The 22,685-nt window shown below is 59.6% G+C and carries 20 protein-coding genes; 10 read left to right on the forward strand and 10 right to left on the reverse strand.

Going from position 1 to position 22,685, the window contains the following annotated elements; genetic code table 11:
* The first annotated feature begins 3 nt into the window (after positions 1–3).
* Genes AC245Y_RS20800 through AC245Y_RS20810 form a run of 3 tightly spaced genes read left to right on the forward strand, consistent with a single transcriptional unit; the run spans position 4 to position 2,889 of the window.
* Positions 4–1,644: a heme biosynthesis protein HemY gene (locus AC245Y_RS20800; protein WP_017995416.1), complete on the forward strand. Its 1,641-nt coding sequence runs from the start codon at positions 4–6 to the stop codon at positions 1,642–1,644.
* A 17-nt stretch (positions 1,645–1,661) separates the two neighbouring features.
* Complete coding sequence (locus AC245Y_RS20805) at positions 1,662–2,147, forward strand: tellurite resistance TerB family protein (protein ID WP_012759325.1); 486 nt, start codon at positions 1,662–1,664, stop codon at positions 2,145–2,147.
* On the forward strand, positions 2,116–2,889 hold the full coding sequence (locus AC245Y_RS20810) for a glutamine amidotransferase (RefSeq protein WP_032996475.1): 774 nt from the start codon (positions 2,116–2,118) through the stop codon (positions 2,887–2,889). The genes AC245Y_RS20805 and AC245Y_RS20810 overlap by 32 nt, the downstream gene beginning before the upstream one ends.
* A 6-nt stretch (positions 2,890–2,895) precedes the next feature.
* Here the strand turns inward: AC245Y_RS20810 and AC245Y_RS20815 are convergent, their stop codons facing one another.
* Positions 2,896–4,146, reverse strand: coding sequence for an MFS transporter (locus tag AC245Y_RS20815; RefSeq protein ID WP_017995418.1), 1,251 nt, complete (start codon positions 4,144–4,146; stop codon positions 2,896–2,898).
* Between the two features lie 139 nt (positions 4,147–4,285).
* On the opposite strand from AC245Y_RS20815, the gene AC245Y_RS20820 reads away from it, so the two are divergent.
* Together AC245Y_RS20820 and AC245Y_RS20825 are read left to right on the forward strand one after the other, a co-directional pair.
* Entirely contained in the window at positions 4,286–4,576 is a 291-nt protein-coding gene (locus AC245Y_RS20820) for a YggT family protein (RefSeq protein ID WP_012759328.1), read from the forward strand.
* Entirely contained in the window at positions 4,573–4,884 is a 312-nt protein-coding gene (locus tag AC245Y_RS20825; protein WP_012759329.1) for a DUF167 domain-containing protein, read from the forward strand. Before AC245Y_RS20820 ends, AC245Y_RS20825 begins: the two co-directional genes overlap by 4 nt.
* 4 nt (positions 4,885–4,888) lie before the next feature.
* Here the strand turns inward: AC245Y_RS20825 and ppa are convergent, their stop codons facing one another.
* The 4 genes from ppa to AC245Y_RS20845 form a co-directional block, all read right to left on the reverse strand.
* Positions 4,889–5,422 carry an inorganic diphosphatase gene (ppa, locus tag AC245Y_RS20830; protein ID WP_012759330.1) on the reverse strand — a complete coding sequence of 178 codons (534 nt, stop codon included), beginning with the start codon at positions 5,420–5,422 and terminating at the stop codon, positions 4,889–4,891.
* Positions 5,423–5,623: 201 nt separating this feature from the next.
* On the reverse strand, positions 5,624–6,130 hold the full coding sequence (locus tag AC245Y_RS20835; RefSeq protein ID WP_003543622.1) for a GNAT family N-acetyltransferase: 507 nt from the start codon (positions 6,128–6,130) through the stop codon (positions 5,624–5,626).
* A 247-nt stretch (positions 6,131–6,377) separates the two neighbouring features.
* Positions 6,378–8,198, reverse strand: coding sequence for a translational GTPase TypA (typA, locus tag AC245Y_RS20840; protein WP_012759331.1), 1,821 nt, complete (start codon positions 8,196–8,198; stop codon positions 6,378–6,380).
* 157 nt (positions 8,199–8,355) lie between these two features.
* Positions 8,356–10,443, reverse strand: a complete 2,088-nt coding sequence (locus tag AC245Y_RS20845) for a M3 family metallopeptidase (protein WP_017995421.1) — start codon at positions 10,441–10,443, stop codon at positions 8,356–8,358.
* A 209-nt stretch (positions 10,444–10,652) separates the two neighbouring features.
* Between AC245Y_RS20845 and AC245Y_RS20850 the strand changes: the two genes are divergently transcribed.
* Positions 10,653–11,084 carry a hypothetical protein gene (locus AC245Y_RS20850; protein WP_017995422.1) on the forward strand — a complete coding sequence of 144 codons (432 nt, stop codon included), beginning with the start codon at positions 10,653–10,655 and terminating at the stop codon, positions 11,082–11,084.
* A gap of 26 nt (positions 11,085–11,110) precedes the next feature.
* Here the strand turns inward: AC245Y_RS20850 and AC245Y_RS20855 are convergent, their stop codons facing one another.
* Positions 11,111–11,752: a LysE family translocator gene (locus AC245Y_RS20855; RefSeq protein ID WP_017995423.1), complete on the reverse strand. Its 642-nt coding sequence runs from the start codon at positions 11,750–11,752 to the stop codon at positions 11,111–11,113.
* A gap of 322 nt (positions 11,753–12,074) precedes the next feature.
* Positions 12,075–13,235 carry a hypothetical protein gene (locus AC245Y_RS20860; protein ID WP_017995424.1) on the reverse strand — a complete coding sequence of 387 codons (1,161 nt, stop codon included), beginning with the start codon at positions 13,233–13,235 and terminating at the stop codon, positions 12,075–12,077.
* A gap of 439 nt (positions 13,236–13,674) precedes the next feature.
* Between AC245Y_RS20860 and AC245Y_RS20865 the strand changes: the two genes are divergently transcribed.
* Positions 13,675–16,929, forward strand: a complete 3,255-nt coding sequence (locus tag AC245Y_RS20865) for a tetratricopeptide repeat protein (RefSeq protein ID WP_157628343.1) — start codon at positions 13,675–13,677, stop codon at positions 16,927–16,929.
* A gap of 252 nt (positions 16,930–17,181) precedes the next feature.
* Here AC245Y_RS20865 and AC245Y_RS20870 read toward each other — a convergent pair whose 3' ends face one another.
* The gene (locus tag AC245Y_RS20870; protein WP_026157498.1) at positions 17,182–18,405 is read right to left on the reverse strand and encodes an argininosuccinate synthase; all 1,224 of its coding nucleotides are present in this window, start codon (positions 18,403–18,405) and stop codon (positions 17,182–17,184) included.
* Positions 18,406–18,582: 177 nt separating this feature from the next.
* Here AC245Y_RS20870 and AC245Y_RS20875 point away from each other — a divergent pair, with 177 nt between their 5' ends.
* The 3 genes from AC245Y_RS20875 to AC245Y_RS20885 all read left to right on the forward strand — a co-directional run bounded on the left by AC245Y_RS20875 (position 18,583) and on the right by AC245Y_RS20885 (position 20,825).
* Positions 18,583–19,434, forward strand: coding sequence for an SDR family NAD(P)-dependent oxidoreductase (locus tag AC245Y_RS20875; RefSeq protein ID WP_017995427.1), 852 nt, complete (start codon positions 18,583–18,585; stop codon positions 19,432–19,434).
* 84 nt (positions 19,435–19,518) lie between these two features.
* A complete protein-coding gene (locus AC245Y_RS20880; RefSeq protein WP_017995428.1) occupies positions 19,519–20,160 on the forward strand; it encodes a LysE family translocator in 642 nt (213 codons plus the stop codon).
* Between the two features lie 299 nt (positions 20,161–20,459).
* Complete coding sequence (locus AC245Y_RS20885; protein ID WP_080634393.1) at positions 20,460–20,825, forward strand: hypothetical protein; 366 nt, start codon at positions 20,460–20,462, stop codon at positions 20,823–20,825.
* A gap of 72 nt (positions 20,826–20,897) precedes the next feature.
* Here the strand turns inward: AC245Y_RS20885 and AC245Y_RS20890 are convergent, their stop codons facing one another.
* Positions 20,898–21,692 (reverse strand): ABC transporter ATP-binding protein, encoded by a 795-nt coding sequence (locus AC245Y_RS20890; protein ID WP_017995430.1) that lies wholly within the window; start codon positions 21,690–21,692, stop codon positions 20,898–20,900.
* On the reverse strand, positions 21,689–22,567 hold the full coding sequence (locus tag AC245Y_RS20895; protein WP_011653881.1) for an ABC transporter permease: 879 nt from the start codon (positions 22,565–22,567) through the stop codon (positions 21,689–21,691). Before AC245Y_RS20895 ends, AC245Y_RS20890 begins: the two co-directional genes overlap by 4 nt.
* Positions 22,568–22,685 lie beyond the last annotated feature (118 nt).

Below are 22,685 nucleotides of genomic sequence, written 5' to 3' on the forward strand. Positions count from 1 at the left end.
GCCATGCTGATCCGCCTTGTCGTCTTCGCCCTCTTCGTGCTGCTTCTTGCCTATGGCTTCTCCTGGCTCGCCGATCGTCCCGGCGACCTCTCGCTGATCTGGGAAGGCCAGATCTACCAGACGAAGCTGATCGTCGCCGCCAGCGCGATCATCGCCCTCGTCGCCGCCGTCATGATCGCCTGGTGGTTCGTCCGTCTCGTCTGGACCTCGCCGCATTCGGTGACGCGTTATTTCCGCGCCCGCAAGCGGGACCGCGGTTATCAGGCGCTGTCGACCGGCCTGATCGCTGCCGGCGCCGGCAATGCGCTGCTCGCCCGCAAGATGGCTGCCCGCTCGCGCGGCCTGATCCGCGCCGATCAGGAACCGCTGATCAACCTGCTCGAGGCTCAGGCCGCCTTGATCGAAGGCCGCCATGATGAGGCACGCGCCAAGTTCGAGGCCATGGCCAACGATCCCGAGACACGCGAACTCGGTCTGCGCGGCCTCTATCTGGAAGCCCGCCGTCTCGGGGCCAACGAGGCCGCCCGCCAATATGCCGAAAAGGCTGCCGACAACGCGCCATATCTTCCCTGGGCCGCACAGGCGACGCTCGAATATCGCAGCCAAGCCGGCCGCTGGGACGATGCGATCCGCCTGCTCGAACAGCAAAAGGCTGCCCGCGTCGTTGAAAAGGCCGAAGCCAACCGTCTGCACGCCGTCCTCCTAACGGCGCGCGCCGGCGAGAAGCTGGAAAGCAATCCGACGGGTGCCCGCGACGACGCCCTGCAGGCGTTGAAGCTTGCCGCCGATTTCATTCCGGCAGCCCTCATTGCCGCAAAGGCGCTGTTCCGCGAAGGCGGCGTGCGCAAGGCCGCCTCGATCCTCGAACAGGCATGGAAATCCGCACCTCATCCTGAGATCGGCCAAGCCTATGTCAGGGCCCGCAGCGGCGATTCCACGCTCGACCGGCTGAAGCGCGCCGAGCGGCTGGAAGGGCAGCGCCCGAACAACGTCGAATCCCTTCTCGTCGTCGCCCAGGCAGCACTCGACGCGCAGGAATTCGCCAAGGCGCGCGCCAAGGCGGAAGCGGCAGCCCGCATGCAGCCGCGTGAAGCCGCCTACCTGCTGCTGGCCGACATCGAAGAAGCCGAAACCGGAGACCAGGGTCGCGTGCGCCATTGGCTGGCCCAGGCGCTCAAGGCGCCGCGCGATCCGGCCTGGGTTGCAGACGGCTTCGTGTCCGACAAGTGGCTGCCGGTATCGCCGGTGACTGGTCGTCTCGATGCCTTCGAGTGGAAGGCGCCCTTCGGCCAGATCGAGGGTGCGCTCGAAGACCGTTCGGCGCCGGCCTCGATCGAAACGGCTTTGAAGACGTTGCCGCCGCTGCGTGACGTCAGGCCGGAAAGCCCGGTTAACGACCATCGCATCATTGAGCTGGAACGCGCCGCGACGATTGCCGAGGCTGTGCGCCCCACACCAGCACCGGCACCAGCACCAGCACCAGCACCGACATCGGCAAAACCGAAACCCGTCGAACCGGCCGTAAGCGATAAGGCGCCCGCACCGAGCGAGGCAAAACCTTTCTTTGGCGGACTGCCGGATGATCCCGGCGTTCGCGATCCCAGGGTGGAACCGGAACCCAAGACACGGCTCCGCCTTTTTTGAAATGGAACGAAAACCGCATGTTCGAACGCTTTCAGGCATTCTTCCAGAATCTCACCGCCGACCACCCGAAGAAAGGTTTTGCCCCTGATGATCCCCGCATCGCAGTGGCAGCGCTCTGCATGCAGGTCATGGAGGCCGACGGTCAGATCAAAGCCAGCGAAAAGAAGCGGCTGCGCAAGCTTCTGAAGGAGCAGTATGCACTCGACGGCAAGCAGCTCGATGCTCTGATAGCCGCCGGCCTTGAGGCCGAAAGCTCCGCCGTCGACTATTATCGCTTCACCGCCGACCTGAAACGCCATCTCAATACCGAGCAACGCCTCGAGCTGATCGGCGTCCTCTGGGACATCGTCTATGCCGATGGCGAGCGCAGCGAGATGGAAGACCATGTGATCTGGCGTATCGCCGATCTGCTCGGCGTCTCCTCGCGCGAGCGCATCCAGAAGCGGCAGGAGGCCGCCGCCAGGGTGACAGATGTCCAGGTTGCGCAAGATGATACCGACTGAGCAAAACCTGAACCGCGACGGGCGCCCGATCCTCATCGTCCTGCATCAGGAGCGGTCGAGCCCTGGCCGTGTCGGCCAATTGCTCGTCGAAAAGGGCTACCGCCTCGATATCCGTCGCCCGGTTCTCGGCCAGCCGCTTCCGACAACACTTGAAGACCATGCCGGCGCCGTCGTCTTCGGCGGGCCGATGAGCGCCAATGATCCCGATGACTTCGTCAAGAAGGAGATCGACTGGATCGATGTTCCGCTGCGGGAAAAGCGCCCCTATCTCGGTATCTGCCTCGGCGCGCAGATGCTGGTGCATCATCTCGGCGGCAAGGTGCAGTCGAATGCCGACGGCTCGACGGAAATCGGCTGGTATCCGCTGCACCCGACCGAGAAGGGTCGCCTGCTGATGCACTGGCCGAAGATGGTCTATCATTTCCACCGCGAGGGCTTCGAGCTGCCACGTGGCGCCGACCTCTTGGCCGAAGGCGATGCCTATCCGAACCAGGCCTTCCGCTACGACGGCAACGCCTGGGGCCTGCAGTTCCATGCCGAACTGACTCGGGTGATGATGCATCGCTGGGTCGTGCATGGCGCCCATCGCTTCATCCTGCCGAACGCCCAGCAAGGCCGCGAACATCTCGAAGGCCGCATGCTGTTCGACGCACCGCTAAAAGCCTGGCTGACCGAATTCCTCGACATCGTTTTCGAGGGAAAGGCGGCGAAGGCGACGTCTTCTATCGCTCTTCGCGCGTAACCTTCCTCAAATCGATTCCGACGATGCGCTGGGCGCGTCGAGCGTATCGATCCCACGCAGTTTGGGGAAACTCGACGCCCAGATCGCCGCCACGACAAGCGTTCCGATCCCGCCGATGACGACCGCCGGCACCGCACCGAAGAGCGCCGCCATCGTGCCCGCCCTGAATTCCCCAAGCTCGTTCGAAGCGCCGACGAAGACCATGTTGACCGCATTGACGCGGCCGCGCAGCTGATCCGGCGTCCAGAGCGCAATCAGGCTCTCGCGCACATAGACCGACACCATGTCGGCCGCCCCCATCAGCGCCAGCGCCGCGATCGAGACCTCGGTATTGGTCGATATGCCGAAGATGATCGTTCCGACGCCGAACAGGGCGACACCGATGAACATGTAGATGCCGGCGCGATGTCTGAGCGGATAGGCGGCCAGGAAGATCGCCATGACGATGGCGCCAAGTCCGGGTGCGGCGCGTAGCAGTCCGAGCCCCCAGGGCCCGAGGGTGAGGATATCACGTGCAAAAATCGGCATCAGCGCCGTGGCCCCGCCGAGCAGCACGGCAAAGAGATCGAGCGAGATCGCCCCGAGCACCACCTTTTCGGCGCGGATGAAACTGAAGCCGCCGAGGATCATCGCCCAGCTCTTGGTCTCGCCCGTCGTCTTCTGCACCGGCTTCGGGATCATGTAGAGAAGGGCCGCACCGAGCACGGAAAAGATCACCGCCACCGTATAGGCGGTCGGCGCGCTGACACCGTAAAGCAGACCGCCGAGCACCGGCCCGGTGATTGCCGCGAGCTGCCAGGACGACGAATTCCAGGCGATCGCATTGGAGAGCGCCTCCTCCGGCACGAGATTGGGGGCCAGCGACTGCACTGCCGGCGACATGAAGGCGCGCTCGATGCCGAAGATCAAAAGCACCGCGAAGACAGGCAGCGGCGTAAAGCTTCCCATCAAAGTCATGACCAGCAGTGCCAGCGTGCAGAGCGCGCTCACAAGCGAGCAGAGTGCGGCGATCGCCCGGCGATTGTACCGGTCGGCCACCGAACCGGTGACGAGGATGAGCAGCAGCGACGGCAGGAACTGCACGAGACCGATCAAACCGAGATAGATCGCGCTGCCCGTCTGGTCGTACATCTGCCAGCCGACGGCGACGCTGACGATCTGCTGCGAGAAGGAAAGCAGGAAGCGCGCGAAGAAGAACCGCGTATAGGACGAGTGCCGGAACGCGGCAAAACGGTCTCCGGTGGGCGAAAACGACATGGAGGTTTTCCGAGGAGACGGGCGCCGGAATAGCGGCAAAGCCGCCCGTTAAACATGATTCACCGTGCGTTTCCACACGGCACTTGCTCGTTTAGTCGCCAATGTCTACATGTCTGTCAACAACGAATTGGAGACGATGATGTTTGCGCTGTTTCAAACCATTGATTTGGCTTTGAATATTTACACCTGGATCCTGATTGGCAGTGCCATTTTTTCCTGGCTCTATGCCTTCAATGTTATCAATTCCAGCAATCAGTTCGTCAATTCGGTCGGCACATTCCTCTATAATGTCACCGAACCGGTGCTGAAGCCGATCCGCCGCCTGCTGCCGAACCTTGGCGGCATCGACATTTCGCCGATCATCCTGCTGCTGATCATCTTCTTCCTGCGCACCCTGCTTTGGACCACGCTGTACCCGCTGGTCGCTTGAGCCGTCCCTGGAGCCTTTTCGATGACCATCTTCGCCTCGCCGTCCGGCTGACACCGAATGGCGGGCGTGACGCTCTCGACGGCATTGAGGCCGACGGCGAGGGTGAAGCTTTCCTGAAGGCACGCGTCACTGCCGTGCCCGAGAAAGGCAAGGCCAACAAGGCCCTCATCCTGCTGATCGCCCAGTCGCTCCGCATCCCCAAATCCAGCGTCAGCCTTATCTCCGGCGACACGGCCCGCAAAAAAATCCTCCGGATCGACGGCGATCCGGAGGATTTGGTAAAAAAGCTTGAGATATTTTTAGGCTGAACGATCAGCCTTTCTTCTTGGCGCGCTCGACGGCTTCGAGGATGAGTTCGCCTGCTTCCTTGGAGTCGCCCCAGCCGAAGATCTTCACCCACTTGCCGGGTTCCAGATCCTTGTAGTGCTCGAAGAAGTGCTCGATCTGCTTCAGCGTGATCTCGGGAAGATCGGTGTAGTCCTTCACCTTCTCATAGCGCAGCGTCAGCTTCGGCGACGGCACGGCGATGATCTTCTCGTCCTTGCCGGAATTGTCTTCCATCTTCAGGACGCCGATCGGGCGCACATTGATGACGCAGCCGGGAACCAGCGGGCGAGTGCTGGCGATCAGGACGTCGATCGGGTCGCCGTCTTCCGACAGCGTGTGCGGCACGAAACCATAATTGCCCGGATAGGTCATCGGCGTATAGAGGAAACGATCGACCACCAGCGTGCCGGCTTCCTTGTCCATCTCATACTTGATGGGATGACCGCCGACCGGAACCTCGACGATAACGTTGACGTCCTCAGGTGGATTATTACCGATTGCAATGGCGTCGATGCGCATAAGAAGCTCCCGCGAGGTTGAATGTGCTGGCAGCCAGATAATCAGTTTCATGTGGCAACGCAACATCGCACAGCACCAATGCTTGACTGCACCGGGCCACATTCACATCAAAAGTTTCTAATAGGAGATAGGCGACCGCCGACTCCGGCGCCGCGCGTCTTTTCAGACGCCGAAGGGCACTGTGGCACTTTGAATCGCCGTTCAGCTCCAGATGAAGCCGATCTTCTTCAATTGCCTGTGGTCGAAACTTTCCATGCCTTCGCAGAAATCGACGCCGCCGTGATTGCGGTAGAAGTGGCTGGCGGTTTCGTTATCCTCGAGGCACCAGACGACCAGCCCGTTGCAGCCGAGCGACTTCAAGAGACGGCGCGCCTCGCCGAACAGCATCCTGCCAAGACCGATGCCCTGATACTCTGGCCGAAGATAGAGCTCGTAAATCTCGCCTTCCTGCGGCAGAGCGCGGGCCCGGTTGAGGCCGAGCGTCGCGTAGCCCGCGACTGTCCCGGCAACATCGAGAACCAGCAGCGTCGCCGGTCCGCGCGTTGCCTTGCGCCACCAGCTTTCGCCGCGCCGCTCGATCATCTGCGTCAGTGCGCGATGGGGAATGATGCCTGCATAGGTGTGTTGCCAGGCAAGCCTATGTGTTTCCGATATGGCTCGGGCATCTTGCGGCTCGGCCCGCCGGACATCGATCGACAACGTCTTCATAACGTTTACTCTGGTCCCGCCGAAGGCAACTAACCATATGCACAGAGGCATTGTGATCGATTGCCCACAGACTTGATATGTGGACGACGATCAAAAGTTAACGCTTTTTTAACGATTGTCACAAGACGGAATCGACGCGGCGCACAATAAAAAACCCCGGCGTGACGGCCGGGGTTTTGAAGGATTTCTCTCCAGCGCCGCGCCTCTTTTCGAGAGACCCAAGACGCTGCAGCACTTTGAATGGCGCTCAGAGCGCCGCCTTCGTCTTTTCGAAACGCTTGCGATCGTTTGCGTCGAGATACATCTTGCGCAGACGAATATTCTTCGGTGTCACTTCCATCAGCTCGTCATCCTGGATCCAGGAGAGCGCGCGATCAAGCGTCATGCGGATCGGCGGCGTCAGCTTCACCGCTTCGTCCTTGCCGGCGGCGCGGATGTTGGTGAGCTGCTTGCCCTTCAGGACGTTGACTTCAAGGTCGTTGTCGCGCGAATGGATGCCGATGATCATGCCGGCATAGACCTTTTCGCCCGGCTCGATGATCATCGGGCCGCGATCCTCCAAGTTGAACATCGCATAGGCGACGGCTTCGCCGGGAGCGTTTGCGAGCAGCACGCCGTTGACGCGGCCACCGATCACACCCTTGTAGGGCTGATAGTCGTGGAACAGGCGGTTCATGATCGCCGTGCCGCGCGTATCCGTCAGCAGCTCCGACTGGTAGCCGATCAGGCCACGGGTCGGTGCGTAGAAACGCAGGCGAAGGCGGTTGCCGCCCGACGGACGCAGCTCGACCATTTCAGCCTTGCGCTCGGACATCTTCTGCACGACGACACCGGAATGTTCTTCGTCGACGTCGACGACGACTTCTTCAACCGGCTCAAGAAGCTGGCCGTTTTCATCCTTGTGCATCACGACGCGCGGACGCGACACGGCAAGCTCGAAGCCTTCGCGACGCATGGTTTCGATGAGAACAGCGAGCTGAAGTTCGCCGCGGCCGGACACGTAGAACGAATCCTTGCCTTCGGCTTCTTCGATCTTCAGGGCGACGTTGCCTTCCGCTTCCTTGAAGAGACGGTCGCGGATGACGCGGCTCGTCACCTTATCGCCTTCGGTGCCCGCCAGCGGGCTATCGTTGACGATGAAGGACATGGTGACGGTCGGCGGATCGATCGGCTGCGCCGGCAACGGTATTGTGATCGAAGGATCGCAGAAGGTGTCGGCGACCGTGCCCTTGGAAAGGCCGGCGATCGCGATAATGTCGCCCTGATGCGCTTCGTCGATTGCCGTGCGCTCGATGCCGCGGAAAGCGAGGATCTTGGAAATACGGCCGGTTTCGATCGTCTTGCCGTCGGCGTGGAGAACCTTCACGGCCTGGTTCGGCTTGATGGAACCGGAATTGATACGACCGGTGATGATGCGGCCGAGGAAGGGGTTGGCTTCGAGGATCGTGCCGATCATCGTGAACGGACCTTCGTGGACGGTCGGCTCCGGAACATGCTTGAGCACCAGGTCGAGAAGCGGCGTAAGCCCCTGATCCTTCGGACCTTCCGGATTGACGTTCATCCAGCCGTCGCGGCCGGAACCGTAGAGAATCGGGAAGTCGAGCTGCTCGTCGGTCGCATCGAGGTTCGCAAAGAGGTCGAAGACTTCGTTGATGACTTCTTCGTGGCGGCCATCTGGACGGTCGATCTTGTTGATCGCGACAATCGGACGAAGACCGACCTTCAACGCCTTGGAGACAACGAACTTCGTCTGCGGCATCGGGCCTTCAGAGGAGTCGACGAGAACGATCGCGCCATCCACCATCGAGAGAATGCGCTCGACTTCACCGCCAAAGTCGGCGTGGCCGGGGGTGTCGACGATGTTGATGCGGACACCCTTCCATTCCACCGAGGTCGCCTTGGCGAGAATGGTGATGCCGCGTTCTTTTTCGAGATCGTTCGAGTCCATCACGCGTTCAGCGACACGCTGATTTTCGCGGAACGAGCCGGACTGCTTGAGAAGCTCATCCACCAGGGTCGTTTTGCCATGGTCAACGTGCGCGATGATCGCGATATTGCGAAGTGACATATGTGAAATCTCTGAGGCTGGGGCGCACGCTCTAGAGGACGCGCCTATTAGTTTGGGGCGTCCATACAGTTTTTTTTGCGTTTGCGAAAGGGGGGAACGCGCAAAAGCTGCGGCAGGGCTGTCGCCCCGCCGCACCATGGCATGTCATCAAATTGTCTTAGGCGTCGCTGCCTGTCAATTCCTCGAAGGTCGAAAGTCCCTTTTTGACAAGCATCGCATCCGGGCTCGGCAGCTTGCCGCGGAAGGCCTTGTATGCGTCTTCCGGATCGACCGAACCGCCGACGGAATAGATATTGTCCTTGAGCTTGCGCGCCATCTCGCCGTTGAAGGCGTCTCCCGTCTCCTCGAAGGCGGCAAAGGCGTCGGCGTCGAGCACCTCCGACCACATGTAGGAGTAATAGCCGGCCGAATAGCCTCCCGAAAAGATGTGCTGGAAGTGCGGCGTCGCATGGCGCATGACGATCGACTTCGGCATGCCGATCTCGGCCAGTACCTCCGCCTGCACCGCCATCGGGTCCTCGACGGCCGTTCTCGTGTGAAACGCCATGTCGACCAGCGCCGACGAGGTGAACTCGACGGTATTGAAGCCGGCATTGAAGGTCCGGGCGGCAAGCACCTTGTCGAGCAGGGCCTGCGGCATCGGCTCGCCGGTTTCGACATGCACGGCGTAACGCTTCAGGATAGCGGGCACCGTCAACCAGTGCTCATAGAGCTGCGACGGCAGTTCGACGAAATCGCGAGAGACGCCGGTGCCCGCAACCGAGGGATAGGTGACGTTCGAAAGCATGCCGTGCAGCGCATGGCCGAATTCGTGGAATAGCGTGCGGGCATCGTCGAGCGAAAGCAGCGCCGGCTTGCCTTCCGCCGGCTTGGCGAAGTTGCAGACATTATAGATGATCGGCAATTCGCCGTGGCGGCCGTTCTTCAGTTCCAGCCTGTGCTGCGATTGCAGCGAGCTCATCCAGGCGCCTGATCGTTTCGAACTGCGGGCGAAATAATCGCCGAGGAAGAGGGCGACGAGCTTGTCTTCGTGGTCCCTGATTTCGAACACCCTAACGTCAGGGTGATAGGCGGCGACGCCCTTCTTCTCGACGGCCCGGACGCCGAACAGTCGGCCGGCGACGTCGAAGCAGGCTTCGATAATCTTCTCGAGCTGCAGATAAGGCTTGAGCTCGGTTTCGGAGAAGTCGAACTTCCGCGCCCGGATCTTTTCGGCATAGTGGCGCCAGTCCCAGGGCATGACCTCATGGTTCCGGCCCTCCTCGGCGATCAGTGCCGCGATATCGATCTCCTCCTCGCCGGCGCGTTTCACCGCCCGCGCCCAGACGGCCCTCAGCAGGCCGTTCACCGCATCCGCCGTCTTCGCCATCGTATTGTCGAGCTTCAACTCGGCGAAGTTGCCGTAGCCAAGCAGCGTCGCCACCTGATGGCGCAGCGCCAGCGTTTCCCTGATGACGGCGCGATTGTCCGTCTCACCGTCATTTTCGCCGCGCGCCACCCACGCCTTGAATGCCTGCTCGCGCAGATCGCGGCGCTCCGAAAAGGTGAGGAACGGCTCGATGATCGAGCGCGACAGCGTCACCGCATATTTGCCCTCCTCGCCGCGTTCGCGCGCTGCCCCCGCCATCGCGTCGCGAAGGAATTCCGGCAGGCCCTCGAGCTCGGCGCCGTCGGAAAGGACCAGTGCCCAGGCCTTTTCGTCGGCCAGCACGTTCTGGCCGAATTGCGTGCCGAGGCCGGCAAGCTTTTCATTGATCGTGGCGAGTTTTTCCTGCTCGGCCTTTTCAAGCTTGGCGCCCGATTTGACGAAGCCTTTCCAGTGGCGTTCCAGCACCCGTGTCTGTTCGAGCGTCAGGCCGAGGCTGTCGCGGCTCTCCCAGAGCGTGTCGATGCGGGCAAAAAGCGCTGCATTCATCCCGATCTTCGAATAGTGGCGCGACATCTTCGGCGAGATCTCCCGCTCCAGCGCCTGGATCACATCATTGGTATGGGCGCCCGCCTTGTTCCAGAACAGCGACGAAACACGCGACAGCGCGTCGCCGGCAATCTCCAGCGCCGCGACCGTATTCTCGAATGTCGGCGCATCGGCGTTTCCGGCGATCTCATCGATCTCCCTTTCATGCGCGGCAAGCGCTGCTTCGAAGGCAGCGGCGAAATCGCCGTCATTCAATGCGTCGAAACGCGGCAGGCCGTGAAGACCGTCCCAGGTTACCAGCGCCGGATTGAAATCATGGGGAGAAGACATCGAAGAATTCCTTTTTGGCATGCAAGTGGATCGTCAATATAGGAGAGCCGTCAGAGAATTGGTATGTTGCCGGAAGGGCCTTTTTGGCTCGCCTATCAAATCTGGTGGACAACAATTGATACGTGAAAATTAACCAATCGTTAACGATTGACGCGAATCACGCGTAAGCGCTACGTTCCTCATGTTCTTCTTGTAAGGGGACATGCGCCATGGAAATTTTTTCTGTGCGGTCCTCTCAGAGTTTGCTTTTTAAAAACAATCCTAATAACGCAAAAAGTTCGAAGACCTCTGATATTGAAATCGAGACCAGAGCTCCCGCCCCGGCCTCGTTCCAGTTCGAAGACGAAGTTGGCGAAGGCCCGGATTTCACCGCGGTCAGCCCTGGGGAACTGCGCAATTACGCACGCCAGAGTTTCGACAGCGGCCTGATCGATCAGAACACCTACGCCGCGATCTCCGAACCGCTGCCGATGCATGCGATCGATCCGCTCGGCAACATCGTCGATCTCTCCAGCGTCACCGACGGCACCAGCTTCAATTTCCTCGACTATTACAAGAACCAGCTGCAGATCGCCATGTCGATCGGCGATGCTGACGAGGTCCAGACGCTGAAATCGATCGTCAATTTCCTGGATGGCTGATCGGGGCATGATGCCGAAAATCTAGGTCAGGCCTTGCGCCAGCCGAGCAGGCCGGGCGTTGCGTGCCAGAGCGCCTGGGCGGCAAATCCCATGAAAAGCACGCCGGAGCAGCGCACGATCAGCCGTTCATGGGCGCGATAGAAGCGCCGCACCGTACCGGCGCCGATGATGCCGATCAGGATGATGTCGGCCGTCACGAAACCGACGAACGACACGACGAGCAGCACCGGCAGCGCCTCGAAATCGAGCGCGCCGGCCGAGCCTGCAACCAGTGCGGTGAAGGTGGCGAGCGCCACCGGATAACCCTTCGGATTGGTGACGCCGAAGATCAGACCACGGCGAAACGGCTGCTCGACCACAACAAGCGCCTGCCCTTCCGCTTTCGGCTTGGCATTGACGGCGCTCCAGCCGATCCAGGCAAGGTAGAAACCGCAGGCAAGGCCGAGCAGGTCGAAGACGAAGGTTCCGATCGTCTTTGCGCCGACGATCGCGATCAGCGCCAGCGACGACCAGATGAGATCCCCGACCAGATGCCCCATCATGAAGAAGGCGCCGGCCTTGCGCCCCTGCCCGGCGCCGATGCCGAGCAGCTGCAAAAAGGCGGGTCCCGGAATGAGCACATAAAAGAGCGCCGCCAGAAAGGCGCCGAAGAGCAAAGACTGCGTCATGGAAATGCTCCGGAGGATGATGGCAGCAGACTAGGCGATCACGGGCGTTCGTCAAGGGTGGTGCGCTGGCACGAAGAGTGGGATCAGGTAGCAAACGCTACCGGAGGCGGCTTTCGGCCCGAGGCGGACATCTGTTCGTTGTTGAAGGATGCGGCTGCTTTGCGCTCTCTTCTCGGCCGTTGAGTCCAGTTCCACGATGTCCCAAAAGCAGCCCTTCAGCTCAAACCGCCTCATCGTCGATGATGGGGCGGGGAGCGGTCGCGACCAACGCGCCTACCCATTAACATAGCTCTGTGGGCAAAGGGGGTTGGTCGCAGTCGGATTACGATTCCTTCGGTTTCCGATCCGGTGAGCCGCCATACTGAGCATAGGCGTCCAGCATCATTTGCGTATACTCACTCGTGCTAGAGGCTATCTCGCCCAGGCCCGGCCAGGCGAAAGGTATCGTGGACCAACTCGAGACAAGTTCAACCTCGAGATCTAGTAGCTCCGCTACAGCCAGAGCCTGAACGGGGTCCTTGCCCTCCGGCCACAAATCTTCCTCAAGAACAATCCCGACGCCATTCTCGTCATCGACACTGATCTCAGCCTGAAGAGCGCCCAGCTTCTCGCTGATGTTGGTAGCGTCATCAAGCAAAGCGCTGCGGATGAGCAGAATAATCTTCTCTTCATTCAGGTCGAGCTTGGGCCTGCCATCGACAATCCGGGAATCGGGCTCGTCTCTATCCACGGCACCGTCAGCTTTCACCGGGAGGAAAGACTTGCCGTCATCATCAGACCAGAATGGCGTGTCAAAGATGTCGAGAGGCGATGCCCCGCATCCCGGGCAATGCCAGAGGTTCTGAGCGATCTGGGCGCCGGTGATCTTTCCATCGCAATGTAGACAGAACCACACGGCCGACTCGCCGCGGCCTAGCGGATGTCGAACCACACCACTAAGGTCAGGTTTGGTAGACCGTCGAGGCCAATCGGCAGAGATTTCCGCACGAACCTGAAGAGCCCGATCTCTGGCCAGACTGAGTGCTTTCTGCAAGAATTCTGGATCAAGGACAGGGCATTCCGCTTCCTGATCCGCAAATGTCTCGACGATCGGGGGCACGCCAGGGTTCTCTGGCACTCTGATGCTCCATCCTTCACCTGCTATGATGACGTCGTGAAAAACCTCTTGAAGCCGATATGCATGATCCCCAATCATGCCTTGTTCGGCCTGTTCGAGGTATGCGAAGCGCCGGTTCATGGTTTCGGGATCACCGTTCCGGAAGGTTGCCGCCGGGAGGGGGCGCTTGACGAAGGTTTCGAGGCCCGCCATTTGTTCGGTAGCGATCTGCCAACCTTTCTTGCTGGCAGCGATGAGCTTGGTCCAGTGAGGGAAACCCAGTTCCCCCGCTATCAGGTCAAGGGCCTGATGTTGCGCGATCCTGTTTGCGCGCGCGTATCGCTTTGCCAGAGCCTTAAGTCTGCGAAATTCATTTGTTTCGGTCATTATCCAAATCCTGGATTGATCCGACCATGTGCCCGCTAATGGCCAGACCCATGCCCGTTGGCATGGAGTGACACTTTTAGAATTTAAACGCTGACATAGCTTTGCGTGGCGGGCACACCGGCCCGCGTGTAGGGCCATGCTCTGTATGCCAAGCCTGACGATAGCGGTCAAGCCTATCTATATTTGCTCATAGCAATCAGGCGCAACGTGCCGGCTCCTGACCCGCATTCGGAACCGCAACATCTGAGCACTTATGAAAGAATGCCGCGCGCGGGATAAGCTGGGATGGAGCAACAGCTGGGGGTCGGCAACGGCCGGTCTACAATGTGCCCTATCCGGCTATGGCGGTGGGCTAAAGAGAAATGTGCAATAAAACCGGACTGCAATCATGGAGTGAGGGTAATGGAATCTGCTATGCTTTCGAGTAGAGGAAACAAAGATGAGTCGCTTCCCCACACCGTCTGAAATGATGCGGGTCAGGCGCCCTTATCTCTATTCAGATAGCGAATGCACTGACGCCTATAGGCTGAGCGAATCCGAGCTGAGCCACCATCTGGACACGCTCACCGATCGCAACCAGCACAAGGATTTCGAAATCTTCTGCCGCAAATTGAGCGAGCGGGAACTTTGCCCCAACTTGCGCCCCCAAACAGGGCCGGAAGGCGGGGGAGATGGCAAGGTGGACACAGAGACCTATCCGGTTGATGAGCGAATTTCAGAACGTTGGTATGTTGGCGACGGGAAAAGCGGCACAGAGCGATGGGGATTTGCATTCAGCGCAAAGAAAGCCTGGTCCGATAAGGTGCGTTCCGATGTCAAAGGGATCGTTGGAACAGAGCGTGGCTATGACCGGATCATCTTCTTTACAAACCGCCCTGCACGGCAGCGTGATCGTCTTCGGATAGAAGACGAATTGCATAAGGAACATGGCGTTAAGGTCGCAATTCTTGACCGGGAGTGGATCATTGACCGCATATTTTCCCACGGTCATAAAGACCTCGCCTACGAGCACTTGAAAGCCGGAGAACATCAACCCGACAACATCAAGCTCGGACCGAGAGATTTCAAGCGCCAGCAGGCACTGGATGAACTGGAAGCCGGCCTGAAGAAACTGGGCTCGACCGCTCAAGAGCAGACCCAGGCGGTTTCTGATACATTTGAAGCTGCACGGCTCTCAAGAGAACTCGAAAGGCCTCGGTTTGAGACAGAAGGCCGCTTTAAGCGAGCAATTGACCACGCAAAGAAATACGGCGCGAGCTACCAGCATCTACGTGCGGTGTACGAGCATGCTTGGACGGCGTTTTGGTGGTTCGATGATATCGAGACCATTCAGGATAAATACGAACAGGTCGAGGCCATTGCCTTTGCGAGCGGGCACGCCGTCCACATCAGCAAAGTCTGCAATCTCCATCAGCTTTTGGTGGGCAGGGTCTTCCAAGGTCATGAAACCCCCGAAGAATTATCCTTTGTTGATAGGTCAAAACGGCTGAAGGAAAAGCTTTTAGAACTCGCTGCCGATGAAACCCGCCCCAACAATGCCTTGCATGCGGAGACGCTGCTTGTCTTTCACCGTATGAGTGAAATGTCCCTTTCCGCGGAGCGGGAAAATCTGGACGAAATTTGGCAGGCCCTCTGCGGGATCATTGATAGAGCAGAGGGCTTGGCAGAGTTTCCGGCTGATTTGCTGGAAACCATGGTCGAGGCAATTGGTGGAAGCGCACCAGATAGCAAAGCTTTCGATACCCTGGTCGAAAAGCTTGCGGAATTCATGGCCGAGCGGAGCAAAGAGATTAAGGCTGGAAGCCTCTATTTGCAGCAAGGTGAACGCAAGCTCGCTGCTGAAAAACCTGTTGACGGCATAAAATGGCTTGGCCGTGCCGTCATACATCTTTCGAAAGACGAAAGCAGGGAGGATCAGGCCAAGGCGCTCTATTACTTGGCGGTAGGCTATCGCGGGGCCGGTCTTCGCTGGGCAGCCCGCGCTGCTGCTCTGGCTTCAATCATCCAGTATTTCGCGTTGTCGGAAACTGAGGGAGATTTGCGGGTCGAAACGATCCCGGCGCTAAACCTGTTCGCAATGCTGTCTTTGCAGCTAGGCCATATCATGGATGTCCTCAGCGCCATTCGCTTTCTACAGGCTATCGGAAGCAATGCTCCGCTGGATGATGAGAGCGGGGAGAGGCTGAAGAACCAGATCAGTCAGTTTGATCAATTGCTCGCTTGCCTGCTCATAATTCAGCCGCCCGAAGAAATCCGCAGATTGGAGAGCTTGCCCGATGTTCTGGACGGGTTGACGCTGTTTTCGGCACGTGTGGCTCTGCTCTACCGCCTCGGACACATTGATGAGCTGAAGGCGGACGGTTCAATTCCCGAAGAGACAGACGATCACGAAATCCATGAAATGATGACGTTCCTGGCCTCACAGCCTGCATGTGGCAGCCTCCCGAACAAAGTCGTACTCTTTGATGAGGCGTTCAGCGGCGTTCGAACCAAAATACTGGGCGTGGAGATTAGAATCGAGGCCTCGAACACGCTTGAAGGGGTTCTACAGGCCGAAACGTATGCCGCAGCATTTGAGGGATTTGCGGCAACACTGCTCAATGCCGGGGCGTTTCCACATACAGAAAAGTTCAGGGTTCGGATTCGGCAGCTAGACAACATTCAGGAAGCATCGGTCGCCGAAGATGATGATTTCATGATGGAGGTTTGTGTCCCGGCGGATTGGCGGCTTGCTGAAATAGGCAATATCGGGAAGTACAACAAACACCTAATTTTCTCCTGCATCCATGCCTTGGCGAGCGTGGCTATGCTGCGCGATGCCGCCGAGACCATCGAAGAATTGGTGAGAACCGAGAACGTGTTCGAGCGCGCCACATTGTTTTGCCGTGCCGGCATTTCCAGAAACAGGGTGTTCGGAACCCATGCAGGCCGTATTTCCGATTGGGGTGACTACATCATTCAGAAATTTCCAATGGCATCGGATGCGCCTGCGAGGCCAGCAGCAATAGAACTACCGGCGCTCGAAGGCGACGATGAAGAAGAGGTGCCGCAGGTTTTCGGTGAAATTCGCAGCCACAGTGATGTGGTCGTTCGAGCAATCATCAATCCACGGCTTTGGGACGCTGCTGAGTGGAAAGGTATGATGTACGGAGTGACAGTGCCGGGCGAACCGCCGTTTCTTGGCTTGATGTTTGCAAATGCATCAAAGGGCGAAGCAATTTTCAAGGACTGGCATGCCCGTTTCGGCAGAGAAGACAGCCAAGATGAAATTCATATTTCGGTCATCAAAGGCATAGATCGCCAGAACCCGTTTCATTACAGAGGGCACATTACACAGGACTTCGGCACGCTGTCAGGAGAACCCGGGAAGGTATTCGTCAATACGTCCCGTATGAATACGATGATGGTGGATAATCATCGGAACCTTGAGATGTTCTTCGAACACCTGAAGGCCTGCGGAGCTTATTTTCTCGTTCCCGCTGTTTTTGGTGAGTCGGGCCTGCCGGAACTTCGCATGGAACTCGCGATCCTCAAGCAAAAATTCCAGGTGCGGGAAGCCTGGCAGATCGGTCCGCATGACGTCGATATGGTGGCCGTACGGTCGGACGACGATGTTATCATACCGGAAGGGGAGACCGCTCCACCTGTTCACGAGCTTGCCAAATTCCGCGAGAAACTGCGTCGGAAAGGGTGAGATTAAAAGCTTCGCTTCTTTGCCTTCGGGGAGAGTCGAATGACAGCTATCCGCCGCACCCTGCGGATAGCGGACCTTCAGAAAACGGCCCCCTAGCGGTCGTCTATCCAAGCCGAGCCGATGTCCGTTGTCGATGCAATCCGGCCATCCAAAACGCTCTATGAATTTGGTGGCGTTTGCTACCTCACTCCACGAAAAAGCCCGCACGGCAATGCCGGCGGGCTCATATCCGGTTCGAAAAGCGAACCGTGATTACTTCGCGAGGTTGCGCTTGGCGAGCGTGCGCAGGCGCAGCGCATTGAGTTTGATGAAGCCGGCCGCATCCTTCTGGTCGTAGGCGCCCTGATCATCCTCGAAGGTGACGAGCTTGTCGGAATAGAGCGACTTTTCGCTTTCGCGGCCGATGACCATGACATTGCCCTTGTAGAGCTTCAGCGTCACTTCGCCATCGACATGCTCCTGGCTCTTGTCGATCAGCGCCTGCAGCATCTCGCGCTCCGGCGAGAACCAGAAGCCGTAATAGATCAGCTCGGCGTAACGCGGCATGATGTCGTCCTTGAGATGGGCGGCACCACGATCGAGCGTGATCGATTCGATGGCGCGGTGCGCCGTAAGCAGGATCGTGCCGCCTGGCGTCTCGTAGACGCCGCGCGACTTCATGCCGACAAAACGGTTTTCGACGAGGTCGAGACGGCCGATACCGTTGTCGCGGCCGTAATTGTTGAGCGCAGCCAAGAGCGTCGCCGGGCTCATGCGCACGCCGTTGATCGAAACCGCATCACCCTTTTCGAAGCCGACCTTGATGGTCGTTGCCTTGTCGGGGGCTGCCTCAGGCGAAATGGTGCGCATATGCACATATTCAGGCGCCTCCTGGGAGGGGTCCTCGAGAACCTTGCCTTCGGAAGAGGAATGCAGAAGGTTGGCGTCGACCGAGAACGGCGCCTCGCCCATCTTGTCCTTGGCAACCGGGATCTGATGCTGTTCGGCAAAGGCGAGCAGATCCGTGCGGCTCTTGAACGCCCAGTCGCGCCACGGCGCGATGATCTTGATGTCGGGGTTCAGGGCATAGGCGGAGAGCTCGAAACGGACCTGGTCGTTGCCCTTGCCGGTCGCGCCGTGGGCGATCGCATCGGCGCCGGTCTTCTTGGCGATATCGATCAGGTGCTTGGAAATCAACGGACGGGCGATCGACGTGCCGAGCAGGTAGACGCCCTCGTAGACGGCATTGGCACGGAACATCGGGAAGACGAAATCGCGCACGAATTCCTCGCGCACATCCTCGATATAGATCTCCTTGATGCCGAGCATCTCGGCCTTCTTGCGCGCCGGCTCCAGCTCTTCGCCCTGGCCGAGATCGGCGGTGAAGGTGACGACTTCGGCGCCGAGCTCCGTCTGCAGCCACTTCAGGATGATCGAGGTGTCGAGACCGCCGGAATAGGCGAGAACGACTTTCTTCACGTCTTTGTATGATGCCATGATGATGAGGTCCGTTGCATAAAAGGCCGGCAAAACCCGGTATCGCGGCACTTTTAGCGAGATTGGCGCGTGACGCAAGGGCAAGTGCGACGGTGATGGTGCCGATAGCGTTTGACAGGGAGAAAGCGGAGCCCATATTCGCCAGCGTCCGCAAATGCTCGAGGAGAGGCTGCCCCCGTGACGAATATTCAAGACATTTTCAAGACATCCAATGTTGCCGTCATCACCGGCGGCGCCTCCGGCATCGGCCTTGCCGCGGCGAAATATTTCGCCGGACGCGGCATGAGCGTCGCCATTGCCGATCTCGGCGGCGATCGGCTGGCCGACGCCGCCAACGAACTCAAGGCCATCGCCGGCGAGGAAAATGTGATGGCGGTCGAGACCGACGTCGCCAGCAGAGACTCGCTGGAATCGCTTGAGCGCGCCGTCCTCCAGCGTTTCGGCCGTGTGCACGTGCTGATGAACAATGCCGGTATCGGCCCGGAAACCTCGATCTTCAGCCCGCAGGCGAACTGGGACAATATCTTCGCCGTCAACCTGATGGGCGTGATCAACGGCACGCGCACCTTCGGCCCGAAGATGCTGTCGCACGGCGAGCCGGGCCTGATCATCAACACCGGCTCCAAGCAGGGCATCACCACGCCGCCCGGCAATCCCGCCTACAATATCTCCAAATCGGGCGTGAAAGTCTTCACCGAAGCATTGCAGCATGAGCTTCGCAATACCGAAGGCGGAAAGATCTCCGCCCATCTTCTGATCCCCGGCTTCGTCTTCACCGGCCTCACCAAGGGCGATCGCGCGGAGAAACCGGCCGCCGCCTGGACGCCGGAGCAGACCGTCGATTTCATGGTCGTGAGCCTCGAACGCGGCGATTTCTATATCCTTTGCCCCGACAATGATGTCGCGCGTCCGGTCGACGAGCGCCGCATGCTCTGGGCAGCCGGCGATATCGTCGAGAACCGGCCGCCGCTGTCACGCTGGCACAAGGATTATGCCGACAAGTTCAAGGCCTTCCTCGACCAGAAGTAATCGGCGCCATCAGAAGGTTTGATTGGTAATTTTCCGAAAGCCGGGTAAGAGATCGTCGGATCTTTCCGGCTTTCGGAGCGTGTCATGGATTTCCTGCCCAGCCTGCCGACCCTTCTGGCCTTCGCCGCCGCGACGCTGCTGCTTGCAGCGACCCCAGGCCCCGACATGACGCTGTCGATTAGCCGCGCGCTGGCCCAGGGCAAAAAGGCGGCGCTCTTCGTTGTCGTCGGCACCAGCCTCGGCATCGTCGTCCACACCATGCTGGTCGCTTTCGGCATTTCGGCGCTGATCACCGCCTCGCCGACCGCCTTCCTGATCCTGAAGACCGGCGGTGCCGCCTATCTGCTCTGGCTGGCGGTGCAGGCTATCCGCTTCGGCTCGAAGCTCACCGTCGCCAAGGTCGAGGAGCAGAAGGGCACGCCACTTTCCAACATCTCCTCGGGCTTCTGGGTCAATCTTCTGAACCCCAAGGTCATCATCTTCTTCATGACCTTCCTGCCGCAATTCGTCAGCGCCGGCGATCCGGCCGTCACCCAAAAGCTGCTCTTTCTCGGCTTCTGCTTCATCCTGATCGGCATGCCGGTCAACGCCAGCGTCGTCTTTGCCGCCGACTGGCTGGCCTCATGGCTGCAGAACAACAAGAAAGTGCTCCGCGGCATGGACTACACCTTCGCCGGCGTCTTCTCGGTCTTCGCTGCGAAGATCCTGCTCACCCAGGCGAAATAGCCCGCGGTCGGCTTATCGATCCGCCCGCGGTCGGTTGATCGATCCGCCCGAGGTCGGTTGATCGATCCGCCCGAGGTCGTGAAACGATCCGCCGCCAGCTACACCAATATTCGCGAGACGCCACGCCGGAGCAGGCTGTGACCGCGAATTTCGTCATCTTCCAAATTTATTCCATGCCTTTCGCGCGATTACTTGTGATCAACATATGATCGTAAGTCGGCAATTGTGGCTAGGCCACGCCACCTTCGCTGCCCACATATCCTTTACGGCTCGAAGAGCTGCCTTGAAAGGATAAGCCCATGATTATGTTCCGCAATATCATAACGGCAGGAGTTGTTGCGCTGACGCTTGCCGCCACGTCCCTTACAGCGACAACACCTGCCTTAGCTCACGGCGGCGAAGGCCATGGCGGTGACGGCTTCTCGCGGGATGGCGGCCATTTCGGCGGTGGTGCGCATATGGGCGGCGGCAATTTCGCCGATCGCGGCTTCGGAGCGCATCATTTCGGCGGAGCCGGCCATTTTAGCGGACACCGCGACGGCCGTTTCGCCTTCCATGATAGAAATCGTCTGTTCTTCGGCGATGACGACTATGACCCGGAACAATGCCAGCCGGAATGGCTCAACCAGTACGGCCATCGCGTGCTGGTGGAAGTCTGCTCTTGATGACGGTTCCCCTGGCTTCTGAGGAGTCGTGAAACGATCAGCTGCCCGCTAACCGATCAGCTCGCTGTCGGCCTAGCCGATCAGCAACGCATCGTCATCCAGCGTCTGGCCGCGCATCTTGCGGAACATCGCGATCAGATCCTCGACCTGCAATGTCTTGCGGCTGTCGCCGGCGACATCGAGCACGATCTCGCCGCCATGCAGCATCACCGTGCGGTGGCCATAATCGAGCGCCTGGCGCATCGAATGCGTCACCATCAGCGTCGTCAGCTTGCGCTCGGAAACGATTTTCTGGGTCAGGCCCATGATGAATTCCGCCATGCCGGGGTCAAGCGCCGCCGTATGTTCGTCGAGCAGCAGCACTTCCGAGCCCGCCAGCGTCGCCATGACGAGCGAGACCGCTTGGCGCTGGCCGCCGGAAAGCAGGTCCATGCGGTCCTTCATGCGGTTCTCCAGCCCGAGATTGAGCTCGGCGATCCTCGCGCGAAAATGGTCGCGCCGTTTTGCGCCAAGCGCCGAGACGAGCCCGCGTCGTTCGCCGCGGCGCGCCGCAAGCGCCAGGTTTTCCTCAATCGACAAGGCGCCGCAGCTCCCGGTCAGCGGGTCCTGGAAGACACGGGCGACCAGCCCGGCGCGCGCCGCCGTCGTCTTGCGCGTCACGTCGGCACTGCCGATCAGCACCTGCCCTTCGCTCGCCAGCACATCGCCGGCGAGCACACCGAGCAGCGTCGATTTGCCGGCGCCGTTCGAGCCGATGACGGTAACGAAGGAGCCTTCCTCGATCGTCAGGCTGACACCCGAAAGCGCCTGCTTCTGCAGCGGCGTGCCGCGCCCGAAAACGACCTTGATGTTCTTGAGGTTGATCACGACGCGGCACCTCCGCGCAAACGGGGAAGGATGAGCGCCACGGTCACCAGCACGGCCGTCACGAAATTGAGGTCGGACGCCTGCAGGCCGATGACGTCGCTCGAAAGCGCCAGCTGGATCGCGATGCGATAAAGGATCGAGCCGAGCACGCAGCCGATCAGCGCGATCAGCAGTCCGCGGCGCCCGAGCAGCGTCTCGCCGATGATAACGGCGGCCAGACCGACGACGATCGTGCCGACGCCTGAGGTGACGTCGGCAAAGCCGTTCGTCTGGGCAAACAGGGCGCCGCCGAGCGCCACCAGCGCATTCGAGATCGCCATGCCGAGATAGATCTGCCGGCTGGTATCGACACCCTGGGCCCGCGCCATCCTTGCATTGGCGCCGGTCGCCCGCATTGCCAGCCCGGCATCACTCTCGAGGAAACGCCAGACCAGGATGAGCGCGATGACGACCAGAACACCGACGAAAAGCGGCCGCACGTAGAAATCGCGAAGGCCATGGCCGAAGAACGGGCTGATCATCGTGTCGGCATTGATCAGCGCGACATTGGGTTTGCCCATCACGCGCAGATTGACGGAAAACAATGCGATCATCGTCAGGATCGAGGCGAGCAAATTGAGGATCTTGAAGCGCACGTTGAGCAGCGCCGTCACCATGCCCGCGGCGGCACCGGCCGCCATGGCGATCAGCGCTGCAAGCCAGGCATTGACGCCGGCAATGATCAGCACGGCCGTCACCGCCGCACCAAGCGGAAAGGAGCCGTCGACCGTCAGGTCGGGAAAGTCTAGAACACGGAAGGCGAGATAGACGCCGAGAGCGACGAAGGAATAGACCAGTCCGAGTTCGACGGCCCCCCAGAATGCGATTTGGCTCAAGGCTTCCGCCCCTCTTCTGTCCGTTTCCGCTCCGCGCCTTGCGCGAAACATCAGGCTTTTAATACCATCAGCCGCCCCCGTGTGGAACGGGAGCGGCTGCAAACTCGATCAGCGACGG

It is taken from the genome of Rhizobium sp. SRDI943 (genome assembly GCF_057653695.1).